Origin of the sequence: Janthinobacterium sp. CG3, from assembly GCF_000344615.1 — a bacterium.
Taxonomy (GTDB): domain Bacteria; phylum Pseudomonadota; class Gammaproteobacteria; order Burkholderiales; family Burkholderiaceae_D; genus Janthinobacterium.
The window spans coordinates 4,455,547-4,481,880 of record NZ_KB467824.1 but is presented as its reverse complement, the minus strand read 5'-3'; the positions used below and the strand labels follow the sequence as shown (position 1 = coordinate 4,481,880).

The 26,334-nt window shown below is 66.4% G+C and carries 30 protein-coding genes; 11 read left to right on the top strand and 19 right to left on the bottom strand.

Annotated features, from left to right (window positions below; all coding sequences use genetic code 11):
* Positions 1-4: 4 nt before the first annotated feature.
* Positions 5-919 (bottom strand): 16S rRNA (cytidine(1402)-2'-O)-methyltransferase, encoded by a 915-nt coding sequence (gene rsmI, locus JANGC3_RS0119945; protein WP_026133237.1) that lies wholly within the window; start codon positions 917-919, stop codon positions 5-7.
* 58 nt (positions 920-977) lie between these two features.
* On the opposite strand from rsmI, the gene JANGC3_RS0119940 reads away from it, so the two are divergent.
* From JANGC3_RS0119940 to JANGC3_RS0119920, 5 genes are all read left to right on the top strand, one after another.
* A complete protein-coding gene (locus JANGC3_RS0119940; RefSeq protein ID WP_157406770.1) occupies positions 978-2,252 on the top strand; it encodes a penicillin-binding protein activator in 1,275 nt (424 codons plus the stop codon).
* A gap of 12 nt (positions 2,253-2,264) precedes the next feature.
* Complete coding sequence (locus JANGC3_RS0119935; RefSeq protein WP_017878258.1) at positions 2,265-2,624, top strand: YraN family protein; 360 nt, start codon at positions 2,265-2,267, stop codon at positions 2,622-2,624.
* A 72-nt stretch (positions 2,625-2,696) separates the two neighbouring features.
* Entirely contained in the window at positions 2,697-3,293 is a 597-nt protein-coding gene (locus JANGC3_RS0119930) for a phosphoheptose isomerase (RefSeq protein WP_017878257.1), read from the top strand.
* Positions 3,286-3,942 (top strand): BON domain-containing protein, encoded by a 657-nt coding sequence (locus tag JANGC3_RS0119925; protein WP_017878256.1) that lies wholly within the window; start codon positions 3,286-3,288, stop codon positions 3,940-3,942. The genes JANGC3_RS0119930 and JANGC3_RS0119925 overlap by 8 nt, the downstream gene beginning before the upstream one ends.
* A gap of 111 nt (positions 3,943-4,053) precedes the next feature.
* Positions 4,054-4,575 carry a TlpA family protein disulfide reductase gene (locus JANGC3_RS0119920; RefSeq protein ID WP_017878255.1) on the top strand — a complete coding sequence of 174 codons (522 nt, stop codon included), beginning with the start codon at positions 4,054-4,056 and terminating at the stop codon, positions 4,573-4,575.
* A 112-nt stretch (positions 4,576-4,687) separates the two neighbouring features.
* On the opposite strand, the gene JANGC3_RS0119915 is transcribed toward JANGC3_RS0119920, so the two are convergent.
* Positions 4,688-5,596, bottom strand: a complete 909-nt coding sequence (locus JANGC3_RS0119915) for a DUF3034 family protein (protein WP_051068397.1) — start codon at positions 5,594-5,596, stop codon at positions 4,688-4,690.
* Between the two features lie 217 nt (positions 5,597-5,813).
* Between JANGC3_RS0119915 and JANGC3_RS0119910 the strand changes: the two genes are divergently transcribed.
* Together JANGC3_RS0119910 and JANGC3_RS0119905 are read left to right on the top strand one after the other, a co-directional pair.
* The gene (locus JANGC3_RS0119910; RefSeq protein WP_017878253.1) at positions 5,814-6,356 is read left to right on the top strand and encodes a sigma-70 family RNA polymerase sigma factor; all 543 of its coding nucleotides are present in this window, start codon (positions 5,814-5,816) and stop codon (positions 6,354-6,356) included.
* On the top strand, positions 6,353-7,051 hold the full coding sequence (locus JANGC3_RS0119905; RefSeq protein WP_017878252.1) for an anti-sigma factor: 699 nt from the start codon (positions 6,353-6,355) through the stop codon (positions 7,049-7,051). The genes JANGC3_RS0119910 and JANGC3_RS0119905 overlap by 4 nt, the downstream gene beginning before the upstream one ends.
* On the opposite strand, the gene JANGC3_RS32865 is transcribed toward JANGC3_RS0119905, so the two are convergent.
* The 12 genes from JANGC3_RS32865 to JANGC3_RS30910 all read right to left on the bottom strand — a co-directional run bounded on the left by JANGC3_RS32865 (position 6,966) and on the right by JANGC3_RS30910 (position 17,360).
* Positions 6,966-7,931, bottom strand: coding sequence for a DUF6624 domain-containing protein (locus JANGC3_RS32865; protein WP_157406768.1), 966 nt, complete (start codon positions 7,929-7,931; stop codon positions 6,966-6,968). The genes JANGC3_RS0119905 and JANGC3_RS32865 overlap by 86 nt on opposite strands.
* 23 nt (positions 7,932-7,954) lie before the next feature.
* Positions 7,955-8,404: a group I truncated hemoglobin gene (locus tag JANGC3_RS0119890; RefSeq protein WP_035788857.1), complete on the bottom strand. Its 450-nt coding sequence runs from the start codon at positions 8,402-8,404 to the stop codon at positions 7,955-7,957.
* A gap of 34 nt (positions 8,405-8,438) precedes the next feature.
* Positions 8,439-8,861 (bottom strand): PaaI family thioesterase, encoded by a 423-nt coding sequence (locus tag JANGC3_RS0119885; RefSeq protein ID WP_026133234.1) that lies wholly within the window; start codon positions 8,859-8,861, stop codon positions 8,439-8,441.
* 110 nt (positions 8,862-8,971) lie between these two features.
* On the bottom strand, positions 8,972-10,270 hold the full coding sequence (locus JANGC3_RS0119880) for a hemolysin family protein (protein ID WP_035787843.1): 1,299 nt from the start codon (positions 10,268-10,270) through the stop codon (positions 8,972-8,974).
* 93 nt (positions 10,271-10,363) lie between these two features.
* Entirely contained in the window at positions 10,364-11,518 is a 1,155-nt protein-coding gene (locus tag JANGC3_RS29655) for a PepSY-associated TM helix domain-containing protein (RefSeq protein WP_017878246.1), read from the bottom strand.
* 278 nt (positions 11,519-11,796) lie between these two features.
* The gene (gene lipA, locus JANGC3_RS0119870) at positions 11,797-12,795 is read right to left on the bottom strand and encodes a lipoyl synthase (RefSeq protein ID WP_017878245.1); all 999 of its coding nucleotides are present in this window, start codon (positions 12,793-12,795) and stop codon (positions 11,797-11,799) included.
* Positions 12,796-12,823: 28 nt separating this feature from the next.
* Complete coding sequence (gene lipB / locus JANGC3_RS29650) at positions 12,824-13,528, bottom strand: lipoyl(octanoyl) transferase LipB (RefSeq protein WP_017878244.1); 705 nt, start codon at positions 13,526-13,528, stop codon at positions 12,824-12,826.
* A 181-nt stretch (positions 13,529-13,709) separates the two neighbouring features.
* Positions 13,710-14,333 (bottom strand): glutathione transferase, encoded by a 624-nt coding sequence (yfcF, locus tag JANGC3_RS0119860; RefSeq protein WP_017878243.1) that lies wholly within the window; start codon positions 14,331-14,333, stop codon positions 13,710-13,712.
* A gap of 106 nt (positions 14,334-14,439) precedes the next feature.
* On the bottom strand, positions 14,440-14,715 hold the full coding sequence (locus tag JANGC3_RS0119855) for a DUF493 family protein (RefSeq protein WP_017878242.1): 276 nt from the start codon (positions 14,713-14,715) through the stop codon (positions 14,440-14,442).
* A 129-nt stretch (positions 14,716-14,844) separates the two neighbouring features.
* On the bottom strand, positions 14,845-15,609 hold the full coding sequence (locus tag JANGC3_RS0119850) for a hypothetical protein (protein ID WP_017878241.1): 765 nt from the start codon (positions 15,607-15,609) through the stop codon (positions 14,845-14,847).
* 49 nt (positions 15,610-15,658) lie between these two features.
* On the bottom strand, positions 15,659-16,447 hold the full coding sequence (locus tag JANGC3_RS0119845; protein WP_026133232.1) for a DUF2491 family protein: 789 nt from the start codon (positions 16,445-16,447) through the stop codon (positions 15,659-15,661).
* 1 nt (position 16,448) lies between these two features.
* Entirely contained in the window at positions 16,449-17,360 is a 912-nt protein-coding gene (locus JANGC3_RS30910; protein WP_026133231.1) for a hypothetical protein, read from the bottom strand.
* A gap of 109 nt (positions 17,361-17,469) precedes the next feature.
* On the opposite strand from JANGC3_RS30910, the gene JANGC3_RS0119835 reads away from it, so the two are divergent.
* Entirely contained in the window at positions 17,470-17,934 is a 465-nt protein-coding gene (locus JANGC3_RS0119835; RefSeq protein ID WP_017878239.1) for a phage regulatory CII family protein, read from the top strand.
* Between the two features lie 164 nt (positions 17,935-18,098).
* Here JANGC3_RS0119835 and JANGC3_RS33340 read toward each other — a convergent pair whose 3' ends face one another.
* The 5 genes from JANGC3_RS33340 to JANGC3_RS0119810 all read right to left on the bottom strand — a co-directional run bounded on the left by JANGC3_RS33340 (position 18,099) and on the right by JANGC3_RS0119810 (position 20,976).
* On the bottom strand, positions 18,099-18,428 hold the full coding sequence (locus JANGC3_RS33340; protein WP_017878238.1) for a hypothetical protein: 330 nt from the start codon (positions 18,426-18,428) through the stop codon (positions 18,099-18,101).
* 6 nt (positions 18,429-18,434) lie between these two features.
* Positions 18,435-18,707: a hypothetical protein gene (locus JANGC3_RS33335; RefSeq protein WP_017878237.1), complete on the bottom strand. Its 273-nt coding sequence runs from the start codon at positions 18,705-18,707 to the stop codon at positions 18,435-18,437.
* A 333-nt stretch (positions 18,708-19,040) separates the two neighbouring features.
* Positions 19,041-19,418, bottom strand: a complete 378-nt coding sequence (locus JANGC3_RS0119820; RefSeq protein WP_017878236.1) for a cupin domain-containing protein — start codon at positions 19,416-19,418, stop codon at positions 19,041-19,043.
* A 79-nt stretch (positions 19,419-19,497) separates the two neighbouring features.
* Positions 19,498-20,325 carry an AraC family transcriptional regulator gene (locus tag JANGC3_RS0119815; protein ID WP_017878235.1) on the bottom strand — a complete coding sequence of 276 codons (828 nt, stop codon included), beginning with the start codon at positions 20,323-20,325 and terminating at the stop codon, positions 19,498-19,500.
* 6 nt (positions 20,326-20,331) lie between these two features.
* Complete coding sequence (locus JANGC3_RS0119810; protein WP_017878234.1) at positions 20,332-20,976, bottom strand: LysE family transporter; 645 nt, start codon at positions 20,974-20,976, stop codon at positions 20,332-20,334.
* Positions 20,977-21,189: 213 nt separating this feature from the next.
* Here JANGC3_RS0119810 and JANGC3_RS0119805 point away from each other — a divergent pair, with 213 nt between their 5' ends.
* The 3 genes from JANGC3_RS0119805 (at position 21,190) to JANGC3_RS0119795 (ending at position 26,319) form a co-directional block, all read left to right on the top strand.
* Positions 21,190-22,137, top strand: a complete 948-nt coding sequence (locus JANGC3_RS0119805; RefSeq protein ID WP_017878233.1) for a DUF808 domain-containing protein — start codon at positions 21,190-21,192, stop codon at positions 22,135-22,137.
* A 154-nt stretch (positions 22,138-22,291) separates the two neighbouring features.
* Entirely contained in the window at positions 22,292-24,400 is a 2,109-nt protein-coding gene (locus tag JANGC3_RS0119800; protein ID WP_035788853.1) for an EAL domain-containing protein, read from the top strand.
* Positions 24,401-24,663: 263 nt separating this feature from the next.
* Positions 24,664-26,319, top strand: a complete 1,656-nt coding sequence (locus JANGC3_RS0119795; RefSeq protein ID WP_017878231.1) for a methyl-accepting chemotaxis protein — start codon at positions 24,664-24,666, stop codon at positions 26,317-26,319.
* The last annotated feature ends 15 nt before the right edge of the window (positions 26,320-26,334 follow it).

Here is a 26,334-nt window from a genome sequence, read left to right as displayed (position 1 = left end):
CCGGCTATTCCCCGGCGTCGGCCTTCATTTGCAGGGCGCGGTCGTACAGCGCGTTCTTCTTGCGCCCGGTGATTTGCGCGGCCAGCCCGGCCGCCTGCTTGACGCTGCATTCGGCCAGCAGGATCGCCAGGATGCGCTCGGCCTCGGCCTCTTCGGCGTCCTGCGCCTCGGTCGCGCCCTCCAGCAAGACCACGTATTCGCCTTTTTCGCGGTGCGGGTCGGCGCCGATCCAGGCCACGGCGTCGGCCAGCGGGCAGCGGTGGATTTCCTCGAACATCTTGGTCAGCTCGCGCGCGAACACCACCTGGCGGGTTGGCTCGAAGGCCGCCGCCAACGCGCCGGCGCACTCCAGGATGCGGTGCGGCGCCTCGTAGAACACCATCGTCGCGCTGACCGTGCGCAGGCTGTGCAGCACGTTTTCGCGCTGCTTGGCCTTGGCCGGCAGGAAGCCGACAAAGTAAAACTGGTCGTTCAGCAGGCCGCTGGCCGAAATCGCCGTGATGGCCGCCGAGGCGCCCGGCAGCGGCAGCACGCGCAGGCCGGCCGCGCGCACCGCGTCGACGATGCGCGCGCCCGGGTCGGAGACGGCCGGCGTGCCGGCGTCGGACACCAGCGCGATGCGCTCGCCCGCCAGCAGGCGCGCGATCAGCACTTCGGCCACTTCGCGCTCGTTGTGCTGGTGCGCCGCGATCAGCGGCTTGTTCAGGCCGAAGCGGGTCATCAGGTGCGCGGTGTTGCGGGTATCCTCGCAGGCGACCGCGTTGACCAGGCTTAAAACGTGCAGCGCGCGCAGGCTAATATCGGTGACATTGCCGATCGGGGTCGCCACTACGTACAATGTTGAGATAGGATAGGCTTGGAGTGCCGCCTCGGCAATGACGGGCAGGCTGGCGATGGAACTGGATTCTTGTACGGTCATGGGGGCTTGGATGCTTGCTAATAGTGTGAAGGTACTGCTGCTCAGTACGGCAATCGGAATGATAAGCGCGTGCAGCACGCCGTGCGACGCGCCCGGCCGATTGTGCGCGCCAATCTCGTCAATTACAAGCGCGCCGGCGCCCGCGCCGCCGGCTTCGGCGCCGCGGCCGGAACCGCAGCCGGCACCCGAGCCGGCGCCCGAGACCTTCAGCGTCGACAGCCCGGACCCGGGCGCCGCGCCCGACGCGCCGGCCACGCCGGCCTCGCCGGCGCCGGCCGCCGCCGCCCCGGGCGCGGCGCGCGGCGGCGCGCCGATCCGTATCGCGCTGTTGCTGCCACTGCGTTCGGAAACGCTGGGCCAGGCCGCCGAATCGCTGCGCGCCGGCTTCATGGCCGCCTACGAGCGCGACCGCGACGGCTTCGTCGTCAGCGTCATCGGCACCGGCGAGGCGCCCCAGGACGTGCTGGCCAGTTACGCCCAGGCCCAGGAGCAGCAGGACATCCTGGTCGGCCCGCTGGCGCGCTCGGCCGTCACGGCGGTGGCCGCCAGCGCGCTGGTGCGCAAGCCGACCATCGCGCTGAACTATCCGGAAGGGCGCGGCAGCGCCGGCGGCGCGACGCTGCCGCCGGCGATGCTGGCGATGGGCCTGTCGATCGAAGACGAGGCGCGCCAGGCCGCCGCCTGGGCCGCCAACGAGCAAGCGGCCGGCGCCGCGCTGATCCTGTCGGCCGGCGCGCCGTGGCAGAAGCGCATCGCCAGCGCCTTCGCCGCCCAGTGGCAACGCCAGGGGCGCAGCGCCGAGAGCGTCGACATGACGGCGCTCAACGGCTACCTCAGCGACTCCGAACTGGTGCAGCTGCGCGCGCGCGTGCAGGCCGCCCCGCCCGGGCTGCTGTTCGTGGCGATGGACGCCGACCAGGCGCGCCAGCTGCGCGTGGCGCTCGGCGCCGAGCTGCCGATGTACGGGACCTCTTCGCTGAACCCCGGCGCCGGCCGCGGCGAGCCGGGGCCGCAGATGGACGGCGTGCGCCTGCTCGACCTGCCCTGGCAGGTGCAGCGCGACCATCCGGCGGTGATGGTCTATCCGCAGCCGCTGGCCGTCGACGGGCGCCGCCCGAGCGCCGACATGGAGCGCCTGTACGCGCTCGGCATCGACGCCTTCCGGGTGGCGCGCGAAATCGCGCTGCAGCCGGCGGCGCGCTTCAAGCTCGACGGCGTCACCGGCAAGCTGACGGTCAGCTTCGGCCAGGGTCCGGCCAGCTTCGAGCGGGTCGAGCAGGCCGCCATGTACCAGCACGGCGTGCTGGCGCCGCTGCCGGCGCCGCTCCGCTAAGCGCCGGCGGCCATGCCGAACGGGCGCCCGACCGACAAGCAGCGCCAGGGCCGGCTCGGCGAGGACGCCGCGCTGGCGCACCTGCTGGCGCGCGGCCTGGTCCTGGTGCAGCGCAATTTCCGCTGCAAGGGCGGCGAAATCGACTTGATCATGCGCGAGCGCGGCGACCTGGTGTTCGTCGAGGTGCGCCAGCGCGCCGGCACCAGCCACGGCGGCGCCGCCGCCAGCGTCACGCCGGCCAAGCGCAAACGCCTGGTCCTGGCGGCCCAAGTCTACCTGCTGGGCCTGAAAACCCTGCCGCCGTGCCGCTTCGACGTGGTGGCCATCGACGCCGGCGCGCTGTCCTGGCTGCGCAACGCCATCGACACCTGACAGCGCCGAAGTGTAAGCATATTTAACCGTGCTTGCACGCCTCGGCGCGCGCCTGCACTATAATCGGCAGCTATGAATAATCAACGCATAATCTCGCACTTCCACGAAAGTGCCGAACTCAAAATCCAGTCCGCCACGGTATTGGCGCAACCGATCATGGCGGCGGTCGAACTGATGTTCGCCGCCCTCTCGAACGGCAATAAGATTCTGGCCTGCGGCAACGGCGGTTCCGCCGCCGACTGCCAGCACTTCGCCGCCGAGCTGGTGGGACGCTTCGAACGCGAACGCTTTCCGCTGCCGGCGCTGTCGCTGGCGACCGACACCTCGATCCTGACCGCCGTCGGCAACGACTACAGCTACCGCGAGATCTTCTCGAAGCAGGTGCAGGCCTTCGGCCAGGCCGGCGACATCCTGCTGGCCATTTCGACGTCGGGCAACTCGGCCAACGTGATGGCGGCGATCGAGGCGGCGTTGGAACGCGAAATGCGGGTGGTCGCAATGACCGGCAAGGGCGGCGGCGCCATCGGCAAGATGCTCACCGACGCCGACGTGCATATCTGCGTGCCGGCCGAACGCACCGCGCGCATCCAGGAAGTCCATTTAACCACCATTCACTGCATCTGCGACGGCATCGACGTCGCGTTGTTCGGAGGAGACGAGAATGATTAACAAGGACGCCGGCCCTGGCTGGTCGCGCATGCAACGCCCATTGGCGGCCGCACTGTTGTGCGGCGCGATGCTCACCACCCTGTCGGGCTGCGTCGAAATGATCATTGGCGGCGCCGTCATGAGCACCGTCGCCGCGTCGGACCGGCGCACCCTGGGCGCGCAGACCGAGGACAAGGCCATCGCCGTCAAGGGCGAAGTGCGCATCCCGAAAATCGTCGGCGAGGACGGCCACGTCAACATCGCCAGCTTCAACCGCCGCGTCCTGCTGACCGGCGAAGTGCCCAGCGAGGCGAGCAAGGCCGCCGTCGAGCGCGAAGTGCGCGCCATCGACGGTGTGCGCAACATCGCCAACGAGCTCCAGGTCGGTCCGGCCTCGACCTATACCTCGCGCTCCAGCGACACGCTGATCACCACCAAGGTCAAGGCCAGCCTGGTCGACATGAAAACCATCTCGGCCAACTCCTTTAAGATCGTCACGGAGCGCGGCACGGTCTACATGATGGGCCGCGTGACCCAGCGCGAAGGCGGCATCGGCGGCGACATCGCCCGCGGCGTGAGCGGCGTGCAGCAAGTGGTCAAGATGTTCGACTACATCACCGAAGACGAGCTGCGGCAGATGCGGCCCGACTCGGCCAGCGCGGAGAAGTAAGACCAGGGCGCCACCCGGAGACCGGCCGCGGCCCTAAGGCGGGCTTAGGCCGGCCGGGCTATCATTTCCATACTGGCCGCCCATCGGCTGCATACTTCGCCTGAAAACTCTATGTCCACCACCACCACCGCCTCCAAGTCCTGGCTCAAGCCGGCCATCGCCGTCGTCGCGCTCGCCGCAGCGGGCGTCGCCGCCTACGTCTCGCTGAACACCCGCGCCAGCGCGCCGGACGTGACCTTCATCGGCATCAAAGGCGAAAAAATCACGCCGCAAAGCCTGCAGGGCAAGGTGGTGATGGTGAATTTCTGGGCCACCTCGTGCACCACCTGCGTGGCCGAGATGCCGAAAATGGTTCAGACTTACAATAAATATAAGTCGCAGGGCCTGGAATTCGTCGCCGTCGCGATGAAATACGACCCGGCCAACTACGTCGTCAACTACGCCGAAACGCGCCAGTTGCCGTTCAAGGTCGCCATCGACGTCAGCGGCGACGCCGCCAAAGCGTACGGCGACGTCGCGCTGACGCCGACCACCTTCGTCATCGACAAGCACGGCAAGATCATCAAGCGCTACGTCGGCGAGCCCGATTTCGCCGCCTTGCACAAGCTGCTGGAAGAGGCGCTGCAAGGCTGATAGCGCCGGCGCCCCCTTAAATCCACAAGCGTAACCTTGGGGCCGCTAAGTTATGATTCCGTAGGTCGGCGACAATCCTCAACTGAACGGCATGAGAGCCTGACCCCGGCATTTAAAACCCCGCCTGCAACGACAAATACACACCGCGCTGGCGGGTCGGGTTGAACACCGTGATGTCGCCCAGAGCGGCGTACGCGGCCGTCACCGATACATGCTTGTTCGGGAAGTAGGCGACAAACGCGTCGTAATACGCCTTCTCCTCGTCCACGCCCAGGTTGTGCGGCTTGCGGCGGTACTCGACGCCGGCGGCCAGCTTGCGGTTGACCAGGTAGGCCGCCGACACCTCGACCATCGCCCGGTAGTTGTCGCCCTTGTCGCCGCCGAAGCCGAGAATGCCCATCTGGTTGGCCTTGGTCGCGCGCACGGTGCCGTTCAACAGCAAGCTCTGCTCGAACAGGATCTTGGTCGCCGCGACGTAATAGTCGACGCCGCGGTCGTCCTTCGCCCCCAATTGTTTAACATTGCTCACACCCAGCGCGCCCAGGCCGCCGACGCCTTTGTTACGTTTGTACATCAAACCCGCGGCGATCTGCGGCAACAGGCGGTCCTGGTCGTAAACCGCGTCGCCGGCCAGCTTGACCTTGACGCCGATGATGTCTTGCTCGATGCGCAAGGCGTCCAGCGGCGCCAGGCTGCCCCGGAACTGCTGCCGCGCCAGCGACAGCTCGACCCGGTCGGCCACGCCGGCCGCCACGCCATAGGTGTCGAGCGCGTAGTCCTGGGTGCGCACGCCGGTGTAGTGGGCGTTCGCGCCATAGCCGTCGCGGCTGCCGTAGCCGGTGATCAGCGCCCACGGGGTCAGGCCGCCGCCGCCGGCGCCCTCGAGCTGGGTAACGCCGCCGGTGGCGAGGAATTTTCCCATGTCGGGCCGTAATTGCGCCTGCGCGGCGCCGCCCGCGCACAACAACGCGCCCGCCAGCAGCGCCCGGCCGATTCCCGTCAAACGATGTGCTTGCCGCATAGTGTCCTTTGCCAAATAGTCGATCGTCATGCCAAAGAGCTTGACTGAAACGGCAAAATCTTTCCAGTAGCAATTGCAATATTTGCGCGATTACCCACACATGCGTGTTGCCGCCCGCGCCGAAGTTGGTATACGATCAAGTTTCGCGTCCACACCACGAAGGCCAGCAGTGTCCTCCACCGTCCCCCAGCTCGACCCGCAACAATTAAAAACCTGGTTGCTCGCCGTGGCGCAGCGCGACGGCGCCGCCTTCCGCTTGCTCTACGACGCAACATCGACGAAACTGTTTGGCTTCGCGCTGCGTATATTGAATAAGCAAGAGCTTGCTGAAGAAGCCTTGCAAGAGGGCTTCGTCGCCGTCTGGAACAACGCCGCCAGCTACCAAAGCCATCTGGCGGCGCCGATGACCTGGATGGCGACGATCGTGCGCAACAAGGCCTTCGATCTGCTGCGCCGTAGCGACGACACCGTTGAAATCGATGCCGACCAATTTGATAGCGAAGTCATGAACGCCCTACAAGATCCCCAAGCGACGCCCATCGAGGCCTTGCAAATCAGTGGCGACGCCAAGGCGCTGGCACATTGCATGTCGGCGCTGGAGGGCCTGCACCGGCAGGTGATCGCGCTGGCATATTTCCACGATTTGTCGCATAGTGAAGTGGCGCAACAAATGTCCCTGCCAATCGGCACCGTCAAGACCTGGATCCGCCGCGGCCTGGAGCGCCTGCGCACCTGCCTGGCGAAACGGGAGACCAGATGAATATCCGCGGCAACGAGCCATTGCGGCAAAAACTGGCGGCCGAGTACGTGCTGGGCACGCTCAAGGGCGGCGCGCGCCGTCGTTTCGAAGGCTGGATGCGCCAGGACGCCGACCTGCGCAACCTCACCGTCGAGTGGCAGCAGCGCATCGCCCCCATGGCCGAGTTCGCCACGCCGGTGGCGCCGCCGCGCCAGGTCTGGCGCGCCATTGAACAACGCCTGGGCTTGCGCGCCGCGCCGGCCTGGCAGTTCTGGCGCAGCGAGTCGCTGAGGTTCTGGCGCTCGTTGGGAGTGGCCTCGAGCGCCGTCGCGGCGCTGCTGGTGGTGGCGCTGGTGACGACGACGCTGAACGCGCCCGAGATCAACTACATTGCCACGCTGAACGACGAGCAAGCCCGCACCGCGCTGGTGCTCACCGCCGACAGCCGCCACGGCGCGCTGGACGTGCGCATGCTGGGCGGCGCCGCCGTGGCCGACGACAAGGCGCTGCAATTGTGGGCGGTGCCGAAGAGCGGCAATCCGCGTTCGCTGGGCTTGCTGGCGGCCAAGGGCGGCGTCAGGCTGGCGCTGTCCGAGCGCGCCATCGGCGCCGACGTCGCGCTGCTGGCGGTCAGCCTGGAGCCAAGGGGCGGCTCGCCGGACCCGAACGGACCGAGCGGACCGATCCTGTACAAGGGCAATTGGGTGCGGTTGTAGCCTGGCCGGCGGCTTGCTTGCAACCGCAGGCAAAGCCCCCGCCATGCGCATCGTGCGTCAGCGCGGCGCCGCCGCGCCTGATATTTTTTTGATAGCGTATACCGAGCTTCTTCATATACTCCTCCAAAGGCATGAGTCCCACCGCGGCACGTTTACGGTCGACATTGGCTTCGTCTTCGATGGGTACGGGTTGGCCATCCCGCACCTGAGTCCCGTAAATTTGCGGCTGGCCAGCACCGACACGCACTCGGTCCTCCAACATGGCCAACTCGCTTGCCGGGGCGTCGTTCTTGCTCACCGCGTCGCGGAAGAGGGGCAAATATTTCTGCTGAGTTTCCAGATCAGCGTGCTGCAAGACCAAAAACGCACTCTGGCTTCCTTTGATACCGGCGAATCTGGCGCCTGGCCAGCCATATTGCCCGACAATTTCCGCCAGACGACGCAGGTTGGCTAAATCGAGTTGGGTTTGCAGCGCCCATGAAGCGGCGTCCAAAGACTGCGTGCCACGGTAACGTTGGTCGGTTTCGTCCATGGCCTCCAGATCCGCGACGGCCTTGAGCTTTCCGGCGTCAAGCACCTCCTTGCTCAGGACCAGTTCATCCCCGATGAAATCCAGACCCGCAGCGCTGCCACCGGCCGGCGTGAAATGGATCAGCGCGTTGCCGCGGAGCCGTAACACTCCAGTCTTCTCGTTGTCGTCAACCTGGTTGGCGTGAATGGTATACACGCCCTTCATTCCGATTGGAAACTGAACGCGGGAGATCTCTTTTCCAGAAGAAATTACCACAATGCTGGTCCGGGTCTGCGACGCCTCTTCCGCCCAAGACGGACCCGCGGGCAGGCAAAGGAGCAGGCTCAGCGTCCAACCAGGTTTGTTCATGTTTGTTGCCATTTCAGCGCCGCCTACTTCGTGACGATGGCGCGCTGCATCGGCGCCAGTTTGGCGATCAGCTTGTTTTGCACGCTGTTGGGCACGCCGTGGCGCTCCATCGCCAGTTGCAAGTCCTCGGTGACGGCGTTGAATTGGGCGTTGGTGATCTTTAAATCAACGTGCGACGACTCCATGTCGCGGTCCTTGTACTTGCCGGTGTACTTACACGGGCCGCCGCTGAATTCGCAAAACTGCTCGGCCAGGCGCCCGGCCAGCTGCTCCATGTCGAAATCGACAAAGCTTTCCTTGACCCGTACGTCCTGCTGAACCAAGGCCAGGAAACTGGCGACGATCTTGTCGATGCCCTCCTTGCCGCCCAGGCCGCGGTACGTCGAGTCTTCGCTGTACGGCGTCTGCGCCATGCCCAGCGAGGACGCCAGCAGCAGGCCGGCGGCGGCCCAGGTGCTCCATTTTTTCATCATCTTCATCTCCCGGATGGATACTGCCGACGACGGCTTAGCGCGGATACAAAATCATTTGCGTGCAACGGAACAGCGCGATGGTCTTGCCGCTGGCCTGCTCCGTCACCACCGCGTCCCACACCTGCGTGGTACGGCCGCCGTGCGCCAGCGTGGCGGTGCACAGCACCATGCCCTCGCGCGCCGTGCCAAGGTGGTTCGACTTCAATTCAATCGTCGTGAAGTTGGCCGCGCCCTCGGGCAGGTTGGCCACGCAACCGTAGCCGCAGGCCGTGTCCGCCAAGCTTACCACGCTGCCGGCGTGCAGGAAACCGTTGGGCGCAAGCAGGTGCGGCGCCACGACAAACTGGGCGCTCAGGGAGCGCTCGCCGATGTCGGTGACGACGATGCCCATATGCGCCGGCAGCGTACCGACGCCGAACTCGTTGAAATAGGCGGGGGTGGGAATAGGTCTGGTCATGTTCTTTTTCGTGTAGTGGTCGCGTCGGGCCGACGCAGCTTCGCCCAAGCCCGATGATAGCAATTTTTCGGAGATGTCCCCGGCGCCGGCAAAAAAGCCAGGCGCGGCCGTCAGCCGGCCAGCGGGTCGAGCCGCGTCACCAGCAACTGGTCGATGCGGTTGCTATCGATGTCGACCACTTCGAACTTGTAGCCGGCGTATTGCACGCAGTCGGTGCGCTTGGGGATCTTGCGCAGCGAGTACATGATGAAGCCGGCGATGGTTTCGTAGTTCTGGTCGTCCGGGAAGTGGCCGATGCCAAGCGCGTATTGCACGTCCTGCACCGGGGTCAGGCCGTCGATCAGCCAGGAGTCGGCGTCGCGCTTGACGATCTGCTCCTCGGCCGACTGGCTCACCATATTGCCCATCAAGGTACTGAGCACGTCGCTCAGCGTGATCACGCCGACCACCAGCGCGTATTCGTTGAGGATGACGGCGAAATTGTCGCGCTTGCTCTTGAAGCGGCTCAACACCTCCCACAGCGTCAGCGTGTCCGGCACCACCAGCGCGGTACGGATGGTCAGCTCGCTGATGGCCAGCGAGCGCTGGTTGAGCAGGCGCAGCAGGATGTCCTTCGAGTTGACGCAGCCGACCATTTCATCGATGCCGCCGTTGCAGACCAAAAAGGTCGAATGCGGGTGCTCGGTGATTTTTTGCTTGATGACGTCGATGCCGTCGTGCAGCGAGAAGTAGACGATACTGTCGCGCTGCGTCATCGACGCGGTGACGGTGCGGGTCTCAAGTTCGAAAACGTTTTCGATCACGTGGTGTTCGCGCGTGTGCAGCACGCCGGCCTGGGCGCCGGCGTCGATCATGGCGACCACGTCGGCCGAGGTGATGTCGTCGTTGCGCACGGTCGACACCTTGCAGATGCGGAAAAACAGATTGGCCAAGCCGTTGAACAGCAGCACGGCGGGCTTGAACACGCGGATGCAAACGAGCATCGGCCCGATCACCACCAGCGCCACCCGCTCCGGCGCGGTCATCGCCAGGCGCTTCGGGATCAGGTCGGCGAGCAGGATGAACATCGAGGTGACGAACAGGAACGAGAGCAGGAAGCTGGCCGTCTCGACGCCGGCGCCGCCGTCGTAGAACTGGCGGATGAATTGCGCGATGTAGGGCGGAAAGGAGGCCTCGCCCAAGATACCGCCGAGTATCGCCACCGCGTTCAGGCAAATCTGCACGACGGTGAAGAAATGCCCCGGCTGGGCCTGCAAGGCCAGCACCTTCTCGGCCTGGCGCACGCCTTCGGCGGCCAGCAGTTGCAGCTTCAGTTTGCGCGCCACCGCCAGCGAAATCTCGGCGCTGGAGAAGAAGGCGCTACAGCCGATCAAGGCCCCGAGGATGGAAATATTGTTTACAAAAGTCATGCTGTTTCCCGGTGGCCGTCGATTCTCGACATGAATTATAGGCTTGAATAGGGGCAATAACCGTTTCCTTGGCCGGCGCGCGGCGCGGCCGGCTTATTTGCGGCGGCGTTTCCACCAGACCAGCGTGCCGGTGACGAAAAAGCCCAGCGGCAGCAGGCCGAACAGGCTGATGAAGACGCGGCCGGCCGTGCCGAACGCCTGGCCGCTGTGCAAGGGGAACTGCCAGCCGAGGAAGCGCTCGCCGCCCGGCGCGCGCAACGGGTCGCGCACGCGTAGCGGCTTGCCGCTGACGGCGTCGAGCGTGATGCGGGTGGCGCCGTCGCCCTGCGCCACCTCGTTCGGCTGGCGCACCCGGATTTCATACGGCAGCGCCGGTTTCGCCGGCAGCGCGATACGCGACACCCGCCCGCCCGGATACAGCGCCTGCGCCAGCGCCATCGCCGCGCCGGGCGGGATGTGCGGGCCGGCGCTGGTGTTGCCCAGCTTGCCGGTCGGCCCCAGCTCGGCCACCATGTCGACCACCGGCACCACCACCTGCGGCAGGTTCATGTAGACGCCCGAAAAGGCCAGCACCAGCAGCACCGGCGCGGCGAAAAAGCCGCTGGCCTTGTGCGAGGAATAGAACAGGCGCGGCCAGGAGCCGTTGAAGGAAATGCGCAGCGCGCGCCGCAGCGCCGGCCAGTTCGGCCGCGGCCACCACAGCACCAGCCCGGTGAGCGCCAGCACCAGCATGACCACGCCGGCGGCGCCGACCAGCGTTTTGCCGATCTCGCCCGACAGCAGGTAGCGGTGCAGATGGAACAGGGTCGGCATCAAGAGCGGGCGCGACAGGCCGTAGCGGCCCCACTCGCGCTCGCCCTTGATCTCCAGCGTATACGGGTCGAGCATCACCTGGCGCGTCAGCGCCTGGGCGGTGGCCGCGGCGTCGGCCGGCAGCGGCCGGCGGTAGGAGGCGACGTAGACGTCGTGCGGGTGCGACGGCGGGTTCAGCTGCGCCGGCTTGCCGTAGGCCGGATTGGCGCTGAGGTGGTCGACCACTTCCTGCACTTTTTGCGGCGTCACCAGGAACGGCGCGCCGGGATGGTTCGGCGTCGCCTGCAGCAATGTCGGGTTGAGCAGCGCGTCCAGTTCCGGCAGCCAGGCGATAAGCGAACCGGTCAGGCCGAGCATGACGAAGACGATGCCGCAGGACAGGCCGAGGTACAGGTGCAACTTGCCGATGACAAGCTGGCTCAGGCGTTTAGGCATGACGGGCTTTTTAATGGAATGATATGGACGCCGGCCAAGCGGCGGTCTACATGGGCGCGCGAAGTCCGCCAGAATAACACCAATGAGTATCGTTATCGATATTGCGGCGACGGCGACGGCGATGTGCGTAGGTCGGATTACGCCCGATGGGCTGATCCGACCTACGACACGCTAACTTTCCGTTGGCGTTCGCCAGCCCTGGCTTGGCCGAAACCGGGGCGAAAAAAAACCGCGCGGCGCTGGCCGGGCGGTTTTTTTTGCGGCGCGCGCGGGGCGCGTCAGGCGTTCAGCGCCGATTCGACGCCGGCGCCGTGCGCCTGCTCGTCGGCGTGGTAGGAGCTGCGCACCATCGCGCCCACGGCGGCGTGGACAAAGCCCATCTTGTACGCTTCCGCCTCGAACATCTTGAACACGTCAGGGTGCACGTAGCGGCGCACCGGCAAGTGGTCGCCCGACGGCGACAGGTACTGGCCGATGGTCAGCATGTCGACGTTGTAGGTGCGCAGGTCGCGCATCACCTGCAGGATTTCCTCGTCGGTCTCGCCCAGGCCGACCATGATGCCGGACTTGGTCACGGCGTTCGGGTACAGCGCCTTGAAGTCGCGCAGCAGTTCCAGCGAGTGGGTGTAGTCCGAACCCGGGCGCGCTTCCTTGTACAGGCGCGGCACGGTTTCCAGGTTGTGGTTCAACACGTCCGGCAGGCCGTCCTTGAACAGCGCCAGCGCCTTGGCCAGGCGGCCGCGGAAGTCCGGCACCAGCACTTCGATGCGGGTGTTCGGCGACAGCGCGCGGGTTTGCTGGATGCACTCGACGAAGTGGCCGGCGCCGCCGTCGCGCAGGTCGTCGCGGTCGACCGAGGTGATGACGACGTAGTTCAGGCGCAGCTTGGCGATGGTCTTTGACAGGTTGGCCGGCTCGTCAACGTCGAGCGGGTCCGGGCGGCCGTGGCCGACGTCGCAGAACGGGCAGCGGCGGGTGCACTTGTCGCCCATGATCATGAAGGTCGCGGTGCCCTTGCCGAAGCATTCGCCGATGTTCGGGCAGCTGGCTTCCTCGCACACGGTGACGAGCTTGTTCTCGCGCAGGATTTCCTTGATCTCGTAGAAGCGGGTCGAGGCCGAGGCGGCCTTGACGCGGATCCAGTCCGGCTTTTTCAGGCGCTCGACCTGCTGGATCGGGATGATCTTGATCGGGATGCGCGCGGTCTTGCTGGCGCCTTTTTGCTTTTCGCTCGGGTTGTAGGCGGGAGCGACGCTCGGGGTGGTCTCAGAAGTCATTGGCTGCATGCCCTAGGGCTTAGTTACGTTATTCGGTTGCTGCTGCGGGGCGCTCGGCGCCGTCCACATCGAGTAAAGCGGTCAGTTCGCGCGCCAGCGCCAGTTGCACCTCGGCCAGCGTCGCGGTCGAACCCATGCTGCGCATGTCCACCGTTTCCAGCCCGCTGTAGCCGCACGGGTTAATCCACGAAAACGGCGCCAGGTCCATCGCCACGTTCAACGACACGCCATGGTAGGTGCAGCCGTTGCCGCGCACTTTCAGGCCCAGCGCGGCGATCTTGGCGCCCTTGCGGGGGCCGCCGGCGACGTAGATGCCGGGCGCGCCATCGATGCGCTCGCCAGCCAGATTATACGCCGCCAGCACGTTGATGATGGCTTGCTCGATTTTGTGGACGAATTGGCGCGCGTACAGTTTGCCGCCGGGCTTGTTACGGCGCAGGTCCATCAGCAGGTAGATCACCACCTGGCCGGGGCCGTGGAAGGTGACTTCGCCGCCGCGGTCGGTCTGCACCACCGGGATCGCGTGCTCGGGAATGCCGGCGCCGGCCAGCAGGTGGTTGCGGTCGGCCGCCAGGCCCAGCGTGAACACCGGCGCGTGCTCGACGATCCATAGTTCGTCGGGCGTGTCGGTGCCGCGGGCGTCGGTGAAGGCGCGCATCGCGGCGAAGGTGGCTTCGTAGTCGGCTTGGCCGAGGTGGCGGATCAGCGCCGGTTCGGCTGGGGTGGTGGACATGGGCGGGTCAGTTTGTTGGACCCCGCCATTATAAGGCAGGCCGGGGTTTCGTTCCCGGCGGCCCCTGGTGGCCTTACGTTAGCGTGTCGTAGGTCGGATTAGCGTAATCCGACCATGTTGGCCGCGGCGAGACGCGCTGCGCCATGAGGGCAGTAAAACCACAGGCAAAGGGCTGGGGGCCTCAGCGCGGTTGCAGCCACTGCTGCACGGCGTCGCGCCGCCATTGGCCGGCGGCGTAGTCGCACAGCTTGGCCGGCACCGGGTCGCCGTTGAGGATCAGGCGGTTGAGCATCAGCGCCAGGTCGGTGTCGGCGATGCTCCAGGCGCCGAACAGGTGGGCGCCGTCGACCAGGCTGTCGGCAATGCGGATCAGTTTGTCGGCGGCGGCCTGGCCGTCCGGCGACAGCGGCGTGTCGACCGGGCCGACGAAGACCACGCGGGTGCTGCGCTCGGCGCGCAGCGCCAGCAGGTCGCTGCGCAACCAGGCCTGGATCTGCCGCGCGCGGGCGCGCTGGCGCGGCTCGGCCGGCAGCAGCGCCGCGTAGTCGGGCGCCGGGAACACCTCGTCGAGGTATTCGACGATGGCGCTGGACTCGCTCAGCACGAAGCCGTCGTGCTGCAACGCCGGCACGCGCGCCGTCAACGCCAGGTCGCGGTACGGCGCCAGCTTTTCCTGGCCGATGTCGAGGTCGACCGTCTCCAGCGTGAACGCCAGCTTTTTCTCGGTCAGCCCGACAAACACCGACATTGCGTACGGGCTGTGGAAATGGCGGTCGGTGTACAGTTTCAGGGCGTGCGCAGACATCGTGGCTCCGGTCGGTGGATGGGGTAGGCCAACCATCTTAAGCCCGGCCCGGCGCGCCGCGTAACGTTATATATTCGACTTGTTTGTGAATTCCATTCACAAACAATTACATGACGATCTTGACCATCGGGTGCGCCGACAGCGCCGTGTAGAGCGCGTCGAGCTGTTCGCGGCTGGTGGCGCGCACCATCACAGTCAGGCCGGTGTAGTTGCCCTTGGGCGAGGGGCGCGCTTCCAGGCGCCCGGCGTGGAAGGTCGGGTCGAAGCCGAGCACGACTTCGGTAATGGTCGGCGCGAAGTCGATATGGGTCGGACCCATCACCTTGATCGGAAAGTCGCTTGGGTACTCGATCAGGGATTCGCTGCGGGGGATCGTTTCCATATGTATTCCAGTCAAAGTAGTAAAAAAAACCAGGCGGGGACGGCGCCGTGTTGCGCCACCCCCGCCTGGTATTGTAGCGAAAAACCGCCGGCCGGCCCCCGCCTTCATGGCGGGGGCCGGCCGCGGCCTTTACGCGGCGCTCTTGGCCGACAGGCGCTTCAGGCGTTCCAGCGTCGACTCGCCGGCCGTGTCGGCCTGGCTGACCGACTTGCGGATGGCCTCGATTTCGGCCGCCTGGTCGATCGGGCGCTGGCCGATGTCGGCGACGATGCGCATGCCGGCCGCCTCGTTGCTAACGGTCTGGGCGCGCCGCGTCAGCGCTTCCAGCGCGCTCGAGTTGCCTTGCAGGCCGGACAGGCCGGCCAACTGGCTCTGGCGCTCGCTGCGGATCGCCTGCAAGTCCTTTTGCGCCTTGGCGGTGGCCAGCGCCTGCAACGCCTTCTTGGCGGCGGCGTCGAAGTCGGACAGCTGTTTCGACAGCGCGTCGACGATCTTTTGCAACTCGTCCATGTATTGCTGGGCGTCCGCCTCTTCCTGCACTTCCTGCGGCAGGCGCGCCTTGTTCGACTCCAGCTCGTCGCAGAACAGGTTGATGGTCGCCTCCGAGATCTTGCCGGCGGCCAGGCGCTCGCCCAGCGTGTCGGTGGCCTTCTCGTCGGTGGCGATCAGATTGCGCAGCTTGACCACGTCGGCGTGCTCCTTCTCGAACGAGGCGCGCGCCGCCGCCAGCTTTTGCGCGGTCGAGCGCAGCGTGTCGGCCAGGCGGTCGCGGTCGGCTTCGGTCGCCGTCTCGGGATCGAAATTGGCGATCGCCTCGGAGACGCGGTCGCCCAGCACGCCGAAGTGTTTGGAAATCAGGCGCGCGGTCAAACCCCAGCCATTCGAATTGCTCATTTGTATTCCTCTCGTAGAATTTGAAAACACCACATATTGGCCGTCCGCCTTATTGGATGACGAGCCGCTCCTGCTCAACCGGTATGCCAATGACGAAGTCGACGTGGATACCGCGTTGTGACGCATCGCCGTTGACGCTGGCGATTATTTCCGTTGTGATCAATAAATACTCCAGCCCGCCGCCCTGCAGCTCGCGCACGTAGGGCATGAAGTACATCTCCTGCTTCAAGCCGCGGGCGCCGGCGGCGTCGTCCAGGCGCACCTCGGTGCCGGTGAACGGCGCGACGAACTCGGCCGCCGGGTCGCCGGCGTCGCGCCGGTAGTCGAGGCGGTCGCTGTCGCCGAACACCAGGTCCAGTTCGGCCTCGTCCAGGCCGATGTCGCCGAGCTGCTCGCGCCACAGCGTGTAACTGGGGTCGCCCAGGCCGTGGCCGGACCCGCCGGTGTAGGCGTCCTGGTCCTCGGCCGTCTCCGGCACCACCCGCGCCAGCTGGGTGCAATACATCAGCTCGGCGATCTCGCCCTGGGCGTTGCGGAACACTTGCAGGAACTTCTCCTTGGCGTCGATGTCGCCCGTGGCCAGGTAATAGCGGTACAAGCCGCCCGCCATGTTCAGCTTGATCTGCGACACCGCCAGCACCCGCGTATCGCTCGGGCTAGGCAAGGTGATCAGTGAACCGTTGCTGTTGGCGCGGATGAACGGCGACTGCTGCAACTTGACCACGCTGCCGATGCGCGCGCCCAGCGGCAAGCCCTCGTCCTCGCGCCGCGCCTGGGTGTCGACGCCGCGCTTGGAGGCGACGCCGCGCATGTATTCAAATGCATCTTTCCAACCCATCTCATTCCCTTTCAAAGGAGTAGTTCGCGCCGCTGCGCGCGCCGGCGCGCTTGAAGCGCTTGACGCCGAAGTAAATCAACCAGCCCAAGCCGCCCAGCAGCGCCAGCCAGGCGAAGGTGCGCAGCACGGTCGCGCCGAACGACGGCGCCGCCGCCGCCGCCGGCAGGCCGGCGGCGCTGCCGATGCTGCCGGCGCCGGCGGCCGCGCCGAGGTTGGCGTTGCCTTGGTTGACGCCCTGGTTGACGCCTTGCTTGCCCGCGCCATTGCCCGACGGGTAGCCGCCGTTGCCGGCGCTGGCGCCGGTCGAGCGGCCCAGCATGAATCCCGTCAACACGTTGCCCCAGCTAACATTGCTCTGCGGCATAGAAGTCCGCCCCGATTGCTGCTCATACGAGGGCTGGTTCGGCCGCTCGTAAGGCTGTTGCTGGTTCGCCTGCTGCCGGTTCGCCTGCTGCACCGGGTCCAGCGGCGGCGGCGCGGCCGCAGCGGCGGCGGCGGCACGGCGCGCGTCGAGCGTCTTTAAGGCGTTGGCGTTGGCGCTTTTTTGCTCCAGCTCCCTCGACAACGCCGAATCCGACTTGCCCGGGGCCGGCGCGTCGCCGCCGCGGGCGCTGCCAAACGAGCCGAAGCCGCCGCCCGGCCGTTTCGGCGCGGCATCGTCGCCATACGATGGCGCCGGACGCGGCGCGGCCGCCGGCTGGCGCGAGCCGAACGTGCCGAACGACGGCTTCTCGCCGCTCGGGGCCGGACGCGCCTCGTAGCTTCTGGCCGGCGCCTTCTTTTGCGACGAAAAACCGCTCTTGTACGACGACGAGGTGCCAGACGACTTTTTGGCCGGACGAGAATCGGACAGGGCATGCGCCCCCAGAGGCAGCAGCAGGGCCGCAAGCAGTGCGATCTTGAATGACTTCATCGTTGTCTCTTATGCTATAAACTCGGTTGAAAAGGAGCATAGCAGCCTAAATGGCGTTATGCATCGGTAATAAAAGGCTCACTTCACCATGACACGAAAATATCTGGACATGAATCAACACGACGCGCTCTACAAGGTGGCGCGCGGCTATCCCGGCGGGGTCGATGCGTTGGCGCAATGCATGGGCATATCCGTCAACGTCCTGCGCAACAAACTGGCGCCGACCATCGCATCGCATTATCCATCGTTTGAAGAAGTCTCAGCAATCATCGAACATTGCCAGCGCGCCGGCGTCGACGACGCGATGTTGCCGCTGCACGCGCTGCTGGTGCGCCACGGCATGGCGGCCTTCGTCGTGCCGCGGCCGGAGCAGGTGCGCAGCGACGACCTGTCGCAAACCGTGTGCCTGGTGATGAGCCAGGTGGGATCGGTGGCGGCGGCCGTCTCGACCGCGCTGATGGACGGCCGCGTGACACTGGCCGAAGCCGACCTGATCGAGCGCGAATTCCACGGCGCCCTCGCCGCGCTGGGCGAATGGCGCGCCCGCATCCGCCTGCGCACCGACGCCGCCTGAGCAATGCCTCCGGCCCCAAGGCCGGGGCGGACCTTCTCGCCTTGGCGCGAGGGGTCTGAGCCCAGGGTTACGTCCTTGGTTTTAGTTTTTTTCAACGCCGAAGCCGCTGTCGACGCCAGTCGGGTTACGCCCGTTGGGCTAACCCGACCCACAACATCGGCGTATCACGGCTTGATGCCGCTCCTGCGGTCGTTCATGCGTTCACGCGCGGCGGCGGCCGGCACCGCCGCTGATGCCGGCGCCGCCAGCAACGCCCGCCAGAGCGCGCGGTAGACCGGCCTGCCGGCCAGCGCCAGCGGCGCCATGCCGGCCAGGCCGTCGAGCAGCCAGTTCCAGATGCGTTCGGTGTCGTGGTGCGGATACGCGCCGGCGGCGACGATGCCGTTCGGGCCGCGCCGCTCGGCCAGCACGGCGCCGTCGTCGTCGAGCAGGGTCAGCTTGACGTTGGTCTGGCCGATGTCGAGCACCGCCGTGGCGTTGATAATTTTCTTCATTCTTCTTCAGTCCAGGTGGAACATCGGCAGCAGCGGCGACGTCAGCGGCGCCTGCCCGGCGTCGGTGGCCATCAGGTCGGCCATGTGGGTCCACCAGCGGCGCATCAGCGCATGCCGCGGCAGCGCGTCCATGGTATGGGTGGCGCTGCCGAGCTGGGGCGCCGGCACCGGCGGCACCCGCTTCGCCGGCGTCGGCGAGCCGCGCGGCGCGCTCGAGAAAATCGAGGACTGCGGCGTGATCCACCAACTGACGCGGGCGCGCCGACGGTGTCGCCGCACTTCCCCTGGGACAAGGTCAGCGACACCGCCGCGCTGCGCGACATCGCCGGCGGCTACGGCCTCAGTTTCGACGCCGTCAATTCGAACACCTTCCAGGACCAGGCCGGCCAAGTCCATTCGTACAAGCACGGCAGCCTGACCGCGAGGAAAAGGGCCGCCAGCGGCCGCCGAAAGCGGGCGCCAGCGGCAGCGGCATCGTTTAAGGCGTCGCGCCGCGCCCGTCATCCACACCAAGGGCGTGAAACTGGGGTCGGACCCCTCGCGCCAAGGCGAGAAGGCCTGACCCCGGCTCGTTGCCTTCGGCCGGGTTTCGGCGTTCGCGGCCCGCGTCGACTACAACCACACGTCGTTGACGGCGGTGCGCTCGCCCACCGCCTCCTCCCCCGTGTTGAGTACGCCGCGCGGCTCGATCAGCAGCAGTTTGACTTCCCGCCCGGCCGACGGTTTGTGTTCGACACCCTTCGGTACCACCACCATCTCGCCCTGCGACACGATCACGTGGCCGTCGCGATAGTCGATGCGCAACTCCCCCTCCAACACGATAAAGGTCTCGTCGGTCGCGGCGTGGCTATGCCAGACGAAGTCGCCCTGCAAGCGCGCGATCTTGAACTGGTAGTCGTTCATTTCGGCGATGACCTTGGGCGTCCACTGCTCCTTGAACAGGCTAAATTTCTGCGCGAAGTTAGTACTTTGATGGTGATCGATATTCATCTGGCCGCTCCTGTGGCTGGTTCGTAAGCGTCCAGAATAAGCGGGGCCGCGCGGCGCGTCTTGTACGTTTGTGCGGACCTTAGCGCGTCCGGGGCGCCGCGCTGGCGCGCATTGCCAGCCAGCGCGCCGGCGACATGCCGTAGGTCTTGCCGAAGTGGCGCGTCATATGGCTTTGATCGCTGAAGCCGGCGCGCAGCGCCGCCTCGGCCAGCGACAGTCCCTGCAACAGCAGCGCGCGCACCAGGTCGAGGCGGCGCATGGTCAGATAACGGTAAGGGGAGGTGCCGAACAGCAGCCGGAAGTCGCGCGACAGGCTCCAGCGGTCGCGCCCGCTTTCCCGTTCCAGCTGGTCCAGCGTGACGCTGCGTTCCAGCGCGCCATGGATGAACCCGCGCGCGCGCTCGGCCGCCAGATAATCGATAGTGTGCCGCTGTGGCGGCGCGCCGGCCGCCGCGCTCAAGGCCCGCGCCAGGTCGAACAGCGCATCGTCTTCCTGCAGCGGGTCGAGGGCGCCGTCCAGGCTAGTCAGCAAGGCGGCGGTGGCCGCGCCCAGGCGCGGATCGGCGCACAGGCCGCCCTGGATGAAGGGCAGCGGCTTGCCGCCCAGCACCTGCTGGATCAGCGCCGGCTCGACATACAGCATGCGGTACTGGAAGCCGTCCGCCGTGCCGGCCTCGCCGTCGTGCACCTCGTCGGGGTGCAGCACCATGGTGCCGCCGGGAACGCTGTTGCACTGCCCGCCCCGGTAGCGGAAGCTTTGCACCCCCGCCAGCGTCTTGCCGATCGCGTAGGTGTCGTGGCGGTGCGCAGCGTAGCCGTGGCCGGCAAAGAAGGCCTCGATGCGCTCCAGTTTACCGCCGGGCGGGGCGTGCTGGATCCAGTCGCCGCCCTGGTTGGCCATGGCCATGGCGCGTCAGGCGTGGGCGCCGCCGCGCTTGACGAAGAACAGCGCGGTGCCGACGGCCATCAGCATGCCGCCGAAGAAGCGGTTTTGCTTTTTTACCGCGCCGGCGTCGCGGAAATAACGCTGCATCGACGCGGCCAGGTAGGCGTAGCTGTGCATCACCACCAGGTCGATGCTGCACATGGTCACGCCGAGTATCAGCAGTTGCGGCAGCAGCGGGGCGGCGCCGTCGATGAATTGCGGCAGCACCGCGACCATGAAGATGATGCCTTTCGGGTTCGTGGCGTTGGTCAGGAAGCCGGTCAGCAGGCGTTTTTGCAACGACGGCAGTTCGCTGCGCGCCCCGGCCGCGGCGACGCCGCCCACCTGCACCTTGGCGCGCCACTGGCTCAGGCCGAGGTAGATCAGGTACAGCGCGCCGACCGTCTTGACGACGTTGAACGCCAGCTCGGAGGCCAGCAGCAGCGAACCGACGCCGGCGCCGGCAATGATCAGGATGACGATCAGGCCGACCTGCAGGCCGGCGATGGTGGCGCTGGTTTTCTTGACGCCGTACGACAGGCCGTGCGACATCGACAACACGGCGCCGGAGCCCGGCGAGACGGCGATGATGCAGGCGGCGATGACAAATCCGATCCAGGTGGCAAAGCTCATGCGCGTTCCATCATAAAAATAGAGGGGGAGCAACAATTCTACACGTAGCGCGGCGGCCCCGCTGGCCGCGCCCCCGGCGCGTGCGTAAGTGCAGCGCTCCTTGCCGCTCTGAGGTAAGATTCCGCCTATATTTCTCAATGCACAAGAGCCCCATGACAATTCCCGCCCGCACGTCCGCCTCCGCCCATCCCGCCGCATGGGGAGGGCGCTGAGATGGCCAGCAGCCTGCTAGCCCTGCTCGACGACATCGCCAGCATCCTCGATGACGTCGCCCTGATGAGCAAGGTCGCCGCCAAGAAAACCGCCGGCGTGCTGGGCGACGACTTGGCGCTGAACGCGCAGCAGGTGTCGGGCGTGCGCGCCGAGCGCGAACTGCCGGTGGTGTGGGCGGTCGGCGTCGGCTCGATGAAGAACAAGGCGATCCTGGTGCCGTCGGCGCTGGCCATCAGCGCGCTGGCGCCGTGGGCCATCACGCCGCTGCTGATGCTCGGCGGGGTTTACCTGTGCTTCGAGGGCTTCGAGAAGATCGCCCACAAGCTGATGCACAGCGAGGCCGAGGACGCCCGGCACCACGCCGTGCTGACGCAGGCCCTGGTCGACCCGAGCATCGACCTGGTGGCGCTGGAGAAGGACAAGATCAAGGGCGCCATCCGCACCGACTTCATCCTGTCGGCCGAGATCATCGTCATTGCGCTGGGCACCGTCGCCGAGGCGCCGTTCGGCCAGCAGGTGGCGGTGGTGGCCGGCATCGCCGTCGCCATGACGTTCGGCGTGTACGGCCTGGTGGCCGGCATCGTCAAACTCGACGACGCCGGCCTGTACCTGAGCCAGCGCCCCGGCGCCGGCCGCCAACTGGTGCGCGGCTTCGGCCGCCTGCTGCTGGCCGCCGCGCCGCAACTGATGAAGGCCTTGTCGGTGATCGGCACGGTCGCCATGTTCATGGTGGGCGGCGGCATCCTGACCCACGGCCTGCCCGGCGCGCACCAGGTGATCCACCACGCCGCCCAGGCCGCCGGTACGCTGGCGCTGGTCGGCCCGACGCTGGAGGCGGCGACGCCGACCGTGCTCGACGCCTTGGCCGGGGTCGCCGCCGGCGCGCTGGCGCTGCTGGGCGTGGGCGCGGTGACGCGGGCGTGGCGCGCGGTCAAAGGCCAGCCGTAAGGGCCGGCGCGGGAACGCCGTTTTGGCGGCTTCCGCGTGGAACTCGTTAAGCCCCAAGACGTAACCCCGGGGAACCTCCGGCCGCGGGCGCCATCCAACCATCACCATGGCGGCAACGGTGCCGCCGGTTTTTATTGGGTGCGCGGACATGCCGATGAGTGACCTTCAACGACGTTTGCAACTGGCGCTGGACGCGGCGCGTATGGCCATCTGGGATTCCCGCATCGTCAACGGCAGGGTGGCCGACGGCACCGTCAGCTGGTCGGCGCAGGGCGCCGCGCTGCTGGGCCTGAAAGCCGAACCGCTCACCCATGCGTTCAACGACTTCCTGGCGTTCGTCCATCCGGAAGACCGCGAACGCGTCACCGCCGTGCTGCAGGACGGCGTCGACCGCCGCACCGGCTACGAACTGGAATATCGCGTGCAGGCGCCGGACCAGTCGGTACGCTGGCTGGCGGCCAAGGCGCGGGTGTTTTGCGACGCCGCCGGCGCGCCCGAGCGCACGCTGGGCATCATCTGGGACGTCACCGAGCGCATGCTCAAGGAGCTGCGCGCGGCCGAGCGCAAGGACCTCGCCGAGGTCACGCTGGGCTCGATCGGCGACGGCGTCATCACCACCGACGCCGACGGCAAGACGCGCTACCTGAACCGGGTCGCCGAACAATTGACCGGCTGGACCACGGCGCTGGCGCGCGGCCTCGACATCGGCGCCACGCTGACGCTGGTCGACGAGGCCAGCGGCGAGCCGATCGAGCACGTGGCGCTGAAATGCCTGCGCCAGCGCCAAGCCATCGGCGTGTCCTCGCACAGCATGCTGGTCACGCGCGACGGGCGGCGCATCGCCGTCGAGGACTCGGCCGCGCCGATCTGGTCGCGCGACGGCGCTATCCTCGGCGCGGTGGTGGTGTTCCGCGACGTCAGCCACGAACGCAAGCTGAGCCAGCAACTGTCGTGGCAAGCGACGCACGACGCCTTGACCGGGCTGATCAACCGGCGCGAGTTCGAGAACCAGGTCGCCGCCGCGCTGCACGCGTCGAAGCAGGACGGCCACGTGCACGCGCTGCTGTACATGGACCTGGACCAGTTCAAGATCATCAACGACACCTGCGGCCACGGCGCCGGCGACGTGCTGCTGCAACTTCTGGCGAAAATGCTGCAGGGGCCAATGCGCGACAGCGACATCCTGGCGCGCCTGGGCGGCGACGAGCTCGGCGTGCTGCTGCCGCACTGTCCGCCCGACCACGCGCATCTGATCGCCGAGCAGATCCGCCAGTCGATCAAGGACTTCCGCTTTACCTGGGACGAGCGCAGCTTCGAGCTGGGCGTGAGCATCGGCCTGGTCGAGGTCAACGAGCACAGCAAGTCGATGACGGAGCTGCTGATCGCCGCCGACCAGGCTTGCTACCTGGCCAAGGAGCAGGGCCGCAACCGCATCCACGTGTACCGCGAGTCGGACCTGATGCTGGCGCGGCGCCAGGGCGAGATGCAGTGGGTGGCGCGCCTGAACGAGGCGTTCGAGCAGCAGCACTTCCGCCTCTACGCGATGCCGATCGTGCACTTGCACACGCACGCCGAAAGCCACGACGAGGTGCTGATCCGCATCCTCAACGCCAAGGGCGACCTGATCCTGCCGGGCGCCTTCATCCCGGCCGCCGAGCGCTACGACCTGATGGTGTCGATCGACCGCTGGGTCATCCGCGCGGTTTGCCACCACATCAAGAGCGTGCGCGACAGCCTGACGCCGCTGGAGGCGTTCGAGGAAAGCCACCGGCGCAGCCCGGCGCTGTACTCGGTCAACCTGTCGGGGGTGTCGCTGGGCGACGCCAAGTTGCAGGAGTACATCACCGAGCAGTTCGTCGAGCACGAGGTGGCGCCCGAGCAGATTTGCTTTGAAATCACCGAAACGGCGGTCATCGCCAACCTGCCGAAGGCGCAGGTGTTCATGGGCCGGATGAAAACGCTGGGCTGCCGCTTCTCGCTCGACGACTTCGGCAGCGGATTTTCCTCGTTCGGCTACCTGAAGGCGCTGCCGGTCGACTACCTGAAGATCGACGGCATCTTCGTGCGCGACATCGCCAACAACGCCATCAACCGCGCGATGGTGAAGGCGATCAACGAGGTCGGCCACGTAATGGGCTTGAAGACGGTGGCCGAATACGTCGAGGACGAGGCCACGCTGGAGGTGGTGCGCGAACTGGGCGTCGACTACGCCCAGGGTTACGCGGTCGGCCGGCTGCGCCCGCTGACGCCGGGGCTGGATTAAGCGCGTTGCCGGCGTTGAAAATCACGCCAAGGCAAAGAGCTGGGGTTAGACCCTACTGCCGTTCACTTAACGCGATTGCCGTCGGGTTAGCGCCGGCGGCCGCTCCGATGAGCAAAAAGCGATGTCTTTCCGACCATCCTCATTCTGCCCAATATTGGGGTTTTTGATCTATATCAATAAATTTGCCGACACGACTCCGTACACTTGGTCATCTCTTGCAATTGCGCAAGAGTTACCACACCCATTTGTTCCGGAGAGTCGTGATGCGCCAAAACCTGCTAATTAGCCAACAAGAAGTCCATGTGATGGACGACCAGGCCATCGTCTCCAAAACCGATTTGAACGGCGACATCACCTATGTGAACCCGTATTTTTGCCAGATCAGCGGCTACCTGGAAGCCGAACTGATCGGCGAGCCGCAAAATATCCTGCGCCATCCCGACATGCCGGTCGAGGCCTTCGCCGACCTGTGGGCCTCGCTCAAGGCCGGCACGCCGTGGACCGGACTGGTAAAGAACCGCTGCAAGAACGGCGCCTTCTACTGGGTGCGCGCGAACATCACGCCGATCATGGACCAGGGCAAGACGGTCGGCTATATGTCGGTGCGCGTCAAGCCCGAGCGCGCCGAGGTCGCCGCCGCGCAGCGTAGTTACGCCGCCTTCAAACAGGGCAAGGCGCAGGGCTTGCGCATCAAGAACGGCCAGCTCGTGCACACCGGCCTGATACACCTGGTGGCCAACCTGGGCCACATGTCGCTGGCGATGCGCATCTGGCTGTGCACCAGCGTCGTCAACACGCTGCAACTGGGCGTGTGCGCCGCGGTGTTGTTCTCGACCGGCTCGCCGGCGAGCAACTACGGCATCTTCGGCGCCACCCTGTTGGGCTTCCTGGTCAACGTCTTCCTGTGGTACACGCTGCGCGTGTCGGTGCTGCGCCCCCTCAACAAGGCCGTCGGCGGCGCCCGCGCCATCGCCGCCGGCGACCTGTCGGGCAGCTTCGACACCGGCAGCACCGACGAGGTCGGCCAACTGCTGCGCGCGCTGCAACAAATGAACAGCAACCTGATCGCCACCATCCGCGACGTGCGCGTCAACGTCGAAACGATGGCGGTGGCGACCCGGCAGATCGCCGCCGGCAACGTCGACCTGTCCGGGCGCACCGAGTCGCAAGCCGCCAGCCTGGAGGAGACCGCCTCCAGCGTCGAGCAGTTCTCGGCCACCGTCAAGCAAAACGCCGACAATTCGATCGAGGCCAACGCGCTGGCCGTGGCCGCCTCCAAGGTCGCCGTCGAGGGCGGCGAGATCGTCGCCGACGTCATCACGACGATGGGCGACATCAACGCCTCGTCGCGCAAAATCGTCGACATCATCAGCCTGATCGAGGGTATCGCCTTCCAGACCAACATCCTGGCGCTGAACGCCGCCGTCGAGGCGGCACGGGCCGGCGAGCAGGGCCGCGGTTTCGCGGTGGTCGCCGGCGAGGTGCGCAACCTGGCCCAGCGCTCGGCGACGGCGGCCAAGGACATCAAAAACCTGATCGAAATTTCGGTTGGCAAGGTTAGCGCCGGCATGGTGCAAGTGAACCGGGCCGGCTCGACCATGGAGCAGGTGGTTAGCTCGGTGCAACAGGTGACGACGATCATGCAAAGCATTTCGCTGGCCTCGCGCGAGCAGAGCGTCGGCGTCGACCAGGTCAACCAAGCGATCGCCCACATGGACCAGGTGACGCAGCAAAACGCCGCGCTGGTGGAGGAGGCCGCAGCCGCCGCGACCAGCCTGGCCGAGGAGGCCGGCCACCTGACGCAGGCGGTCAGCCTGTTCAAGTTCGGCAAGTTGCCGCAGCCGCAGCCAAGGCAGCGCCCGGCCCGCGCCGCCCCGGCCAAGCCGGCGCCGCGGGGCCTCAAGCGCCTGGCGGCCTGAACCGCACCCCGACCC

What these genes read in the sequence shown, in the direction of transcription:
- rsmI (WP_026133237.1), bottom strand. Translation starts at nt 919, where the DNA reads ATGACCGTACAAGAATCCAGTTCCATCGCCAGCCTGCCCGTCATTGCC.
- JANGC3_RS0119940 (WP_157406770.1), top strand. Translation starts at nt 978, where the DNA reads ATGATAAGCGCGTGCAGCACGCCGTGCGACGCGCCCGGCCGATTGTGC.
- JANGC3_RS0119935 (WP_017878258.1), top strand. Translation starts at nt 2,265, where the DNA reads ATGCCGAACGGGCGCCCGACCGACAAGCAGCGCCAGGGCCGGCTCGGC.
- JANGC3_RS0119930 (WP_017878257.1), top strand. Translation starts at nt 2,697, where the DNA reads ATGAATAATCAACGCATAATCTCGCACTTCCACGAAAGTGCCGAACTC.
- JANGC3_RS0119925 (WP_017878256.1), top strand. Translation starts at nt 3,286, where the DNA reads ATGATTAACAAGGACGCCGGCCCTGGCTGGTCGCGCATGCAACGCCCA.
- JANGC3_RS0119920 (WP_017878255.1), top strand. Translation starts at nt 4,054, where the DNA reads ATGTCCACCACCACCACCGCCTCCAAGTCCTGGCTCAAGCCGGCCATC.
- JANGC3_RS0119915 (WP_051068397.1), bottom strand. Translation starts at nt 5,596, where the DNA reads ATGCGGCAAGCACATCGTTTGACGGGAATCGGCCGGGCGCTGCTGGCG.
- JANGC3_RS0119905 (WP_017878252.1), top strand. Translation starts at nt 6,353, where the DNA reads ATGAATATCCGCGGCAACGAGCCATTGCGGCAAAAACTGGCGGCCGAG.
- JANGC3_RS32865 (WP_157406768.1), bottom strand. Translation starts at nt 7,931, where the DNA reads ATGAACAAACCTGGTTGGACGCTGAGCCTGCTCCTTTGCCTGCCCGCG.
- JANGC3_RS0119890 (WP_035788857.1), bottom strand. Translation starts at nt 8,404, where the DNA reads ATGATGAAAAAATGGAGCACCTGGGCCGCCGCCGGCCTGCTGCTGGCG.
- JANGC3_RS0119885 (WP_026133234.1), bottom strand. Translation starts at nt 8,861, where the DNA reads ATGACCAGACCTATTCCCACCCCCGCCTATTTCAACGAGTTCGGCGTC.
- JANGC3_RS0119880 (WP_035787843.1), bottom strand. Translation starts at nt 10,270, where the DNA reads ATGACTTTTGTAAACAATATTTCCATCCTCGGGGCCTTGATCGGCTGT.
- JANGC3_RS29655 (WP_017878246.1), bottom strand. Translation starts at nt 11,518, where the DNA reads ATGCCTAAACGCCTGAGCCAGCTTGTCATCGGCAAGTTGCACCTGTAC.
- lipA (WP_017878245.1), bottom strand. Translation starts at nt 12,795, where the DNA reads ATGACTTCTGAGACCACCCCGAGCGTCGCTCCCGCCTACAACCCGAGC.
- lipB (WP_017878244.1), bottom strand. Translation starts at nt 13,528, where the DNA reads ATGTCCACCACCCCAGCCGAACCGGCGCTGATCCGCCACCTCGGCCAA.
- yfcF (WP_017878243.1), bottom strand. Translation starts at nt 14,333, where the DNA reads ATGTCTGCGCACGCCCTGAAACTGTACACCGACCGCCATTTCCACAGC.
- JANGC3_RS0119855 (WP_017878242.1), bottom strand. Translation starts at nt 14,715, where the DNA reads ATGGAAACGATCCCCCGCAGCGAATCCCTGATCGAGTACCCAAGCGAC.
- JANGC3_RS0119850 (WP_017878241.1), bottom strand. Translation starts at nt 15,609, where the DNA reads ATGAGCAATTCGAATGGCTGGGGTTTGACCGCGCGCCTGATTTCCAAA.
- JANGC3_RS0119845 (WP_026133232.1), bottom strand. Translation starts at nt 16,447, where the DNA reads ATGGGTTGGAAAGATGCATTTGAATACATGCGCGGCGTCGCCTCCAAG.
- JANGC3_RS30910 (WP_026133231.1), bottom strand. Translation starts at nt 17,360, where the DNA reads ATGAAGTCATTCAAGATCGCACTGCTTGCGGCCCTGCTGCTGCCTCTG.
- JANGC3_RS0119835 (WP_017878239.1), top strand. Translation starts at nt 17,470, where the DNA reads ATGAATCAACACGACGCGCTCTACAAGGTGGCGCGCGGCTATCCCGGC.
- JANGC3_RS33340 (WP_017878238.1), bottom strand. Translation starts at nt 18,428, where the DNA reads ATGAAGAAAATTATCAACGCCACGGCGGTGCTCGACATCGGCCAGACC.
- JANGC3_RS0119820 (WP_017878236.1), bottom strand. Translation starts at nt 19,418, where the DNA reads ATGAATATCGATCACCATCAAAGTACTAACTTCGCGCAGAAATTTAGC.
- JANGC3_RS0119815 (WP_017878235.1), bottom strand. Translation starts at nt 20,325, where the DNA reads ATGGCCATGGCCAACCAGGGCGGCGACTGGATCCAGCACGCCCCGCCC.
- JANGC3_RS0119810 (WP_017878234.1), bottom strand. Translation starts at nt 20,976, where the DNA reads ATGAGCTTTGCCACCTGGATCGGATTTGTCATCGCCGCCTGCATCATC.
- JANGC3_RS0119805 (WP_017878233.1), top strand. Translation starts at nt 21,190, where the DNA reads ATGGCCAGCAGCCTGCTAGCCCTGCTCGACGACATCGCCAGCATCCTC.
- JANGC3_RS0119800 (WP_035788853.1), top strand. Translation starts at nt 22,292, where the DNA reads ATGAGTGACCTTCAACGACGTTTGCAACTGGCGCTGGACGCGGCGCGT.
- JANGC3_RS0119795 (WP_017878231.1), top strand. Translation starts at nt 24,664, where the DNA reads ATGCGCCAAAACCTGCTAATTAGCCAACAAGAAGTCCATGTGATGGAC.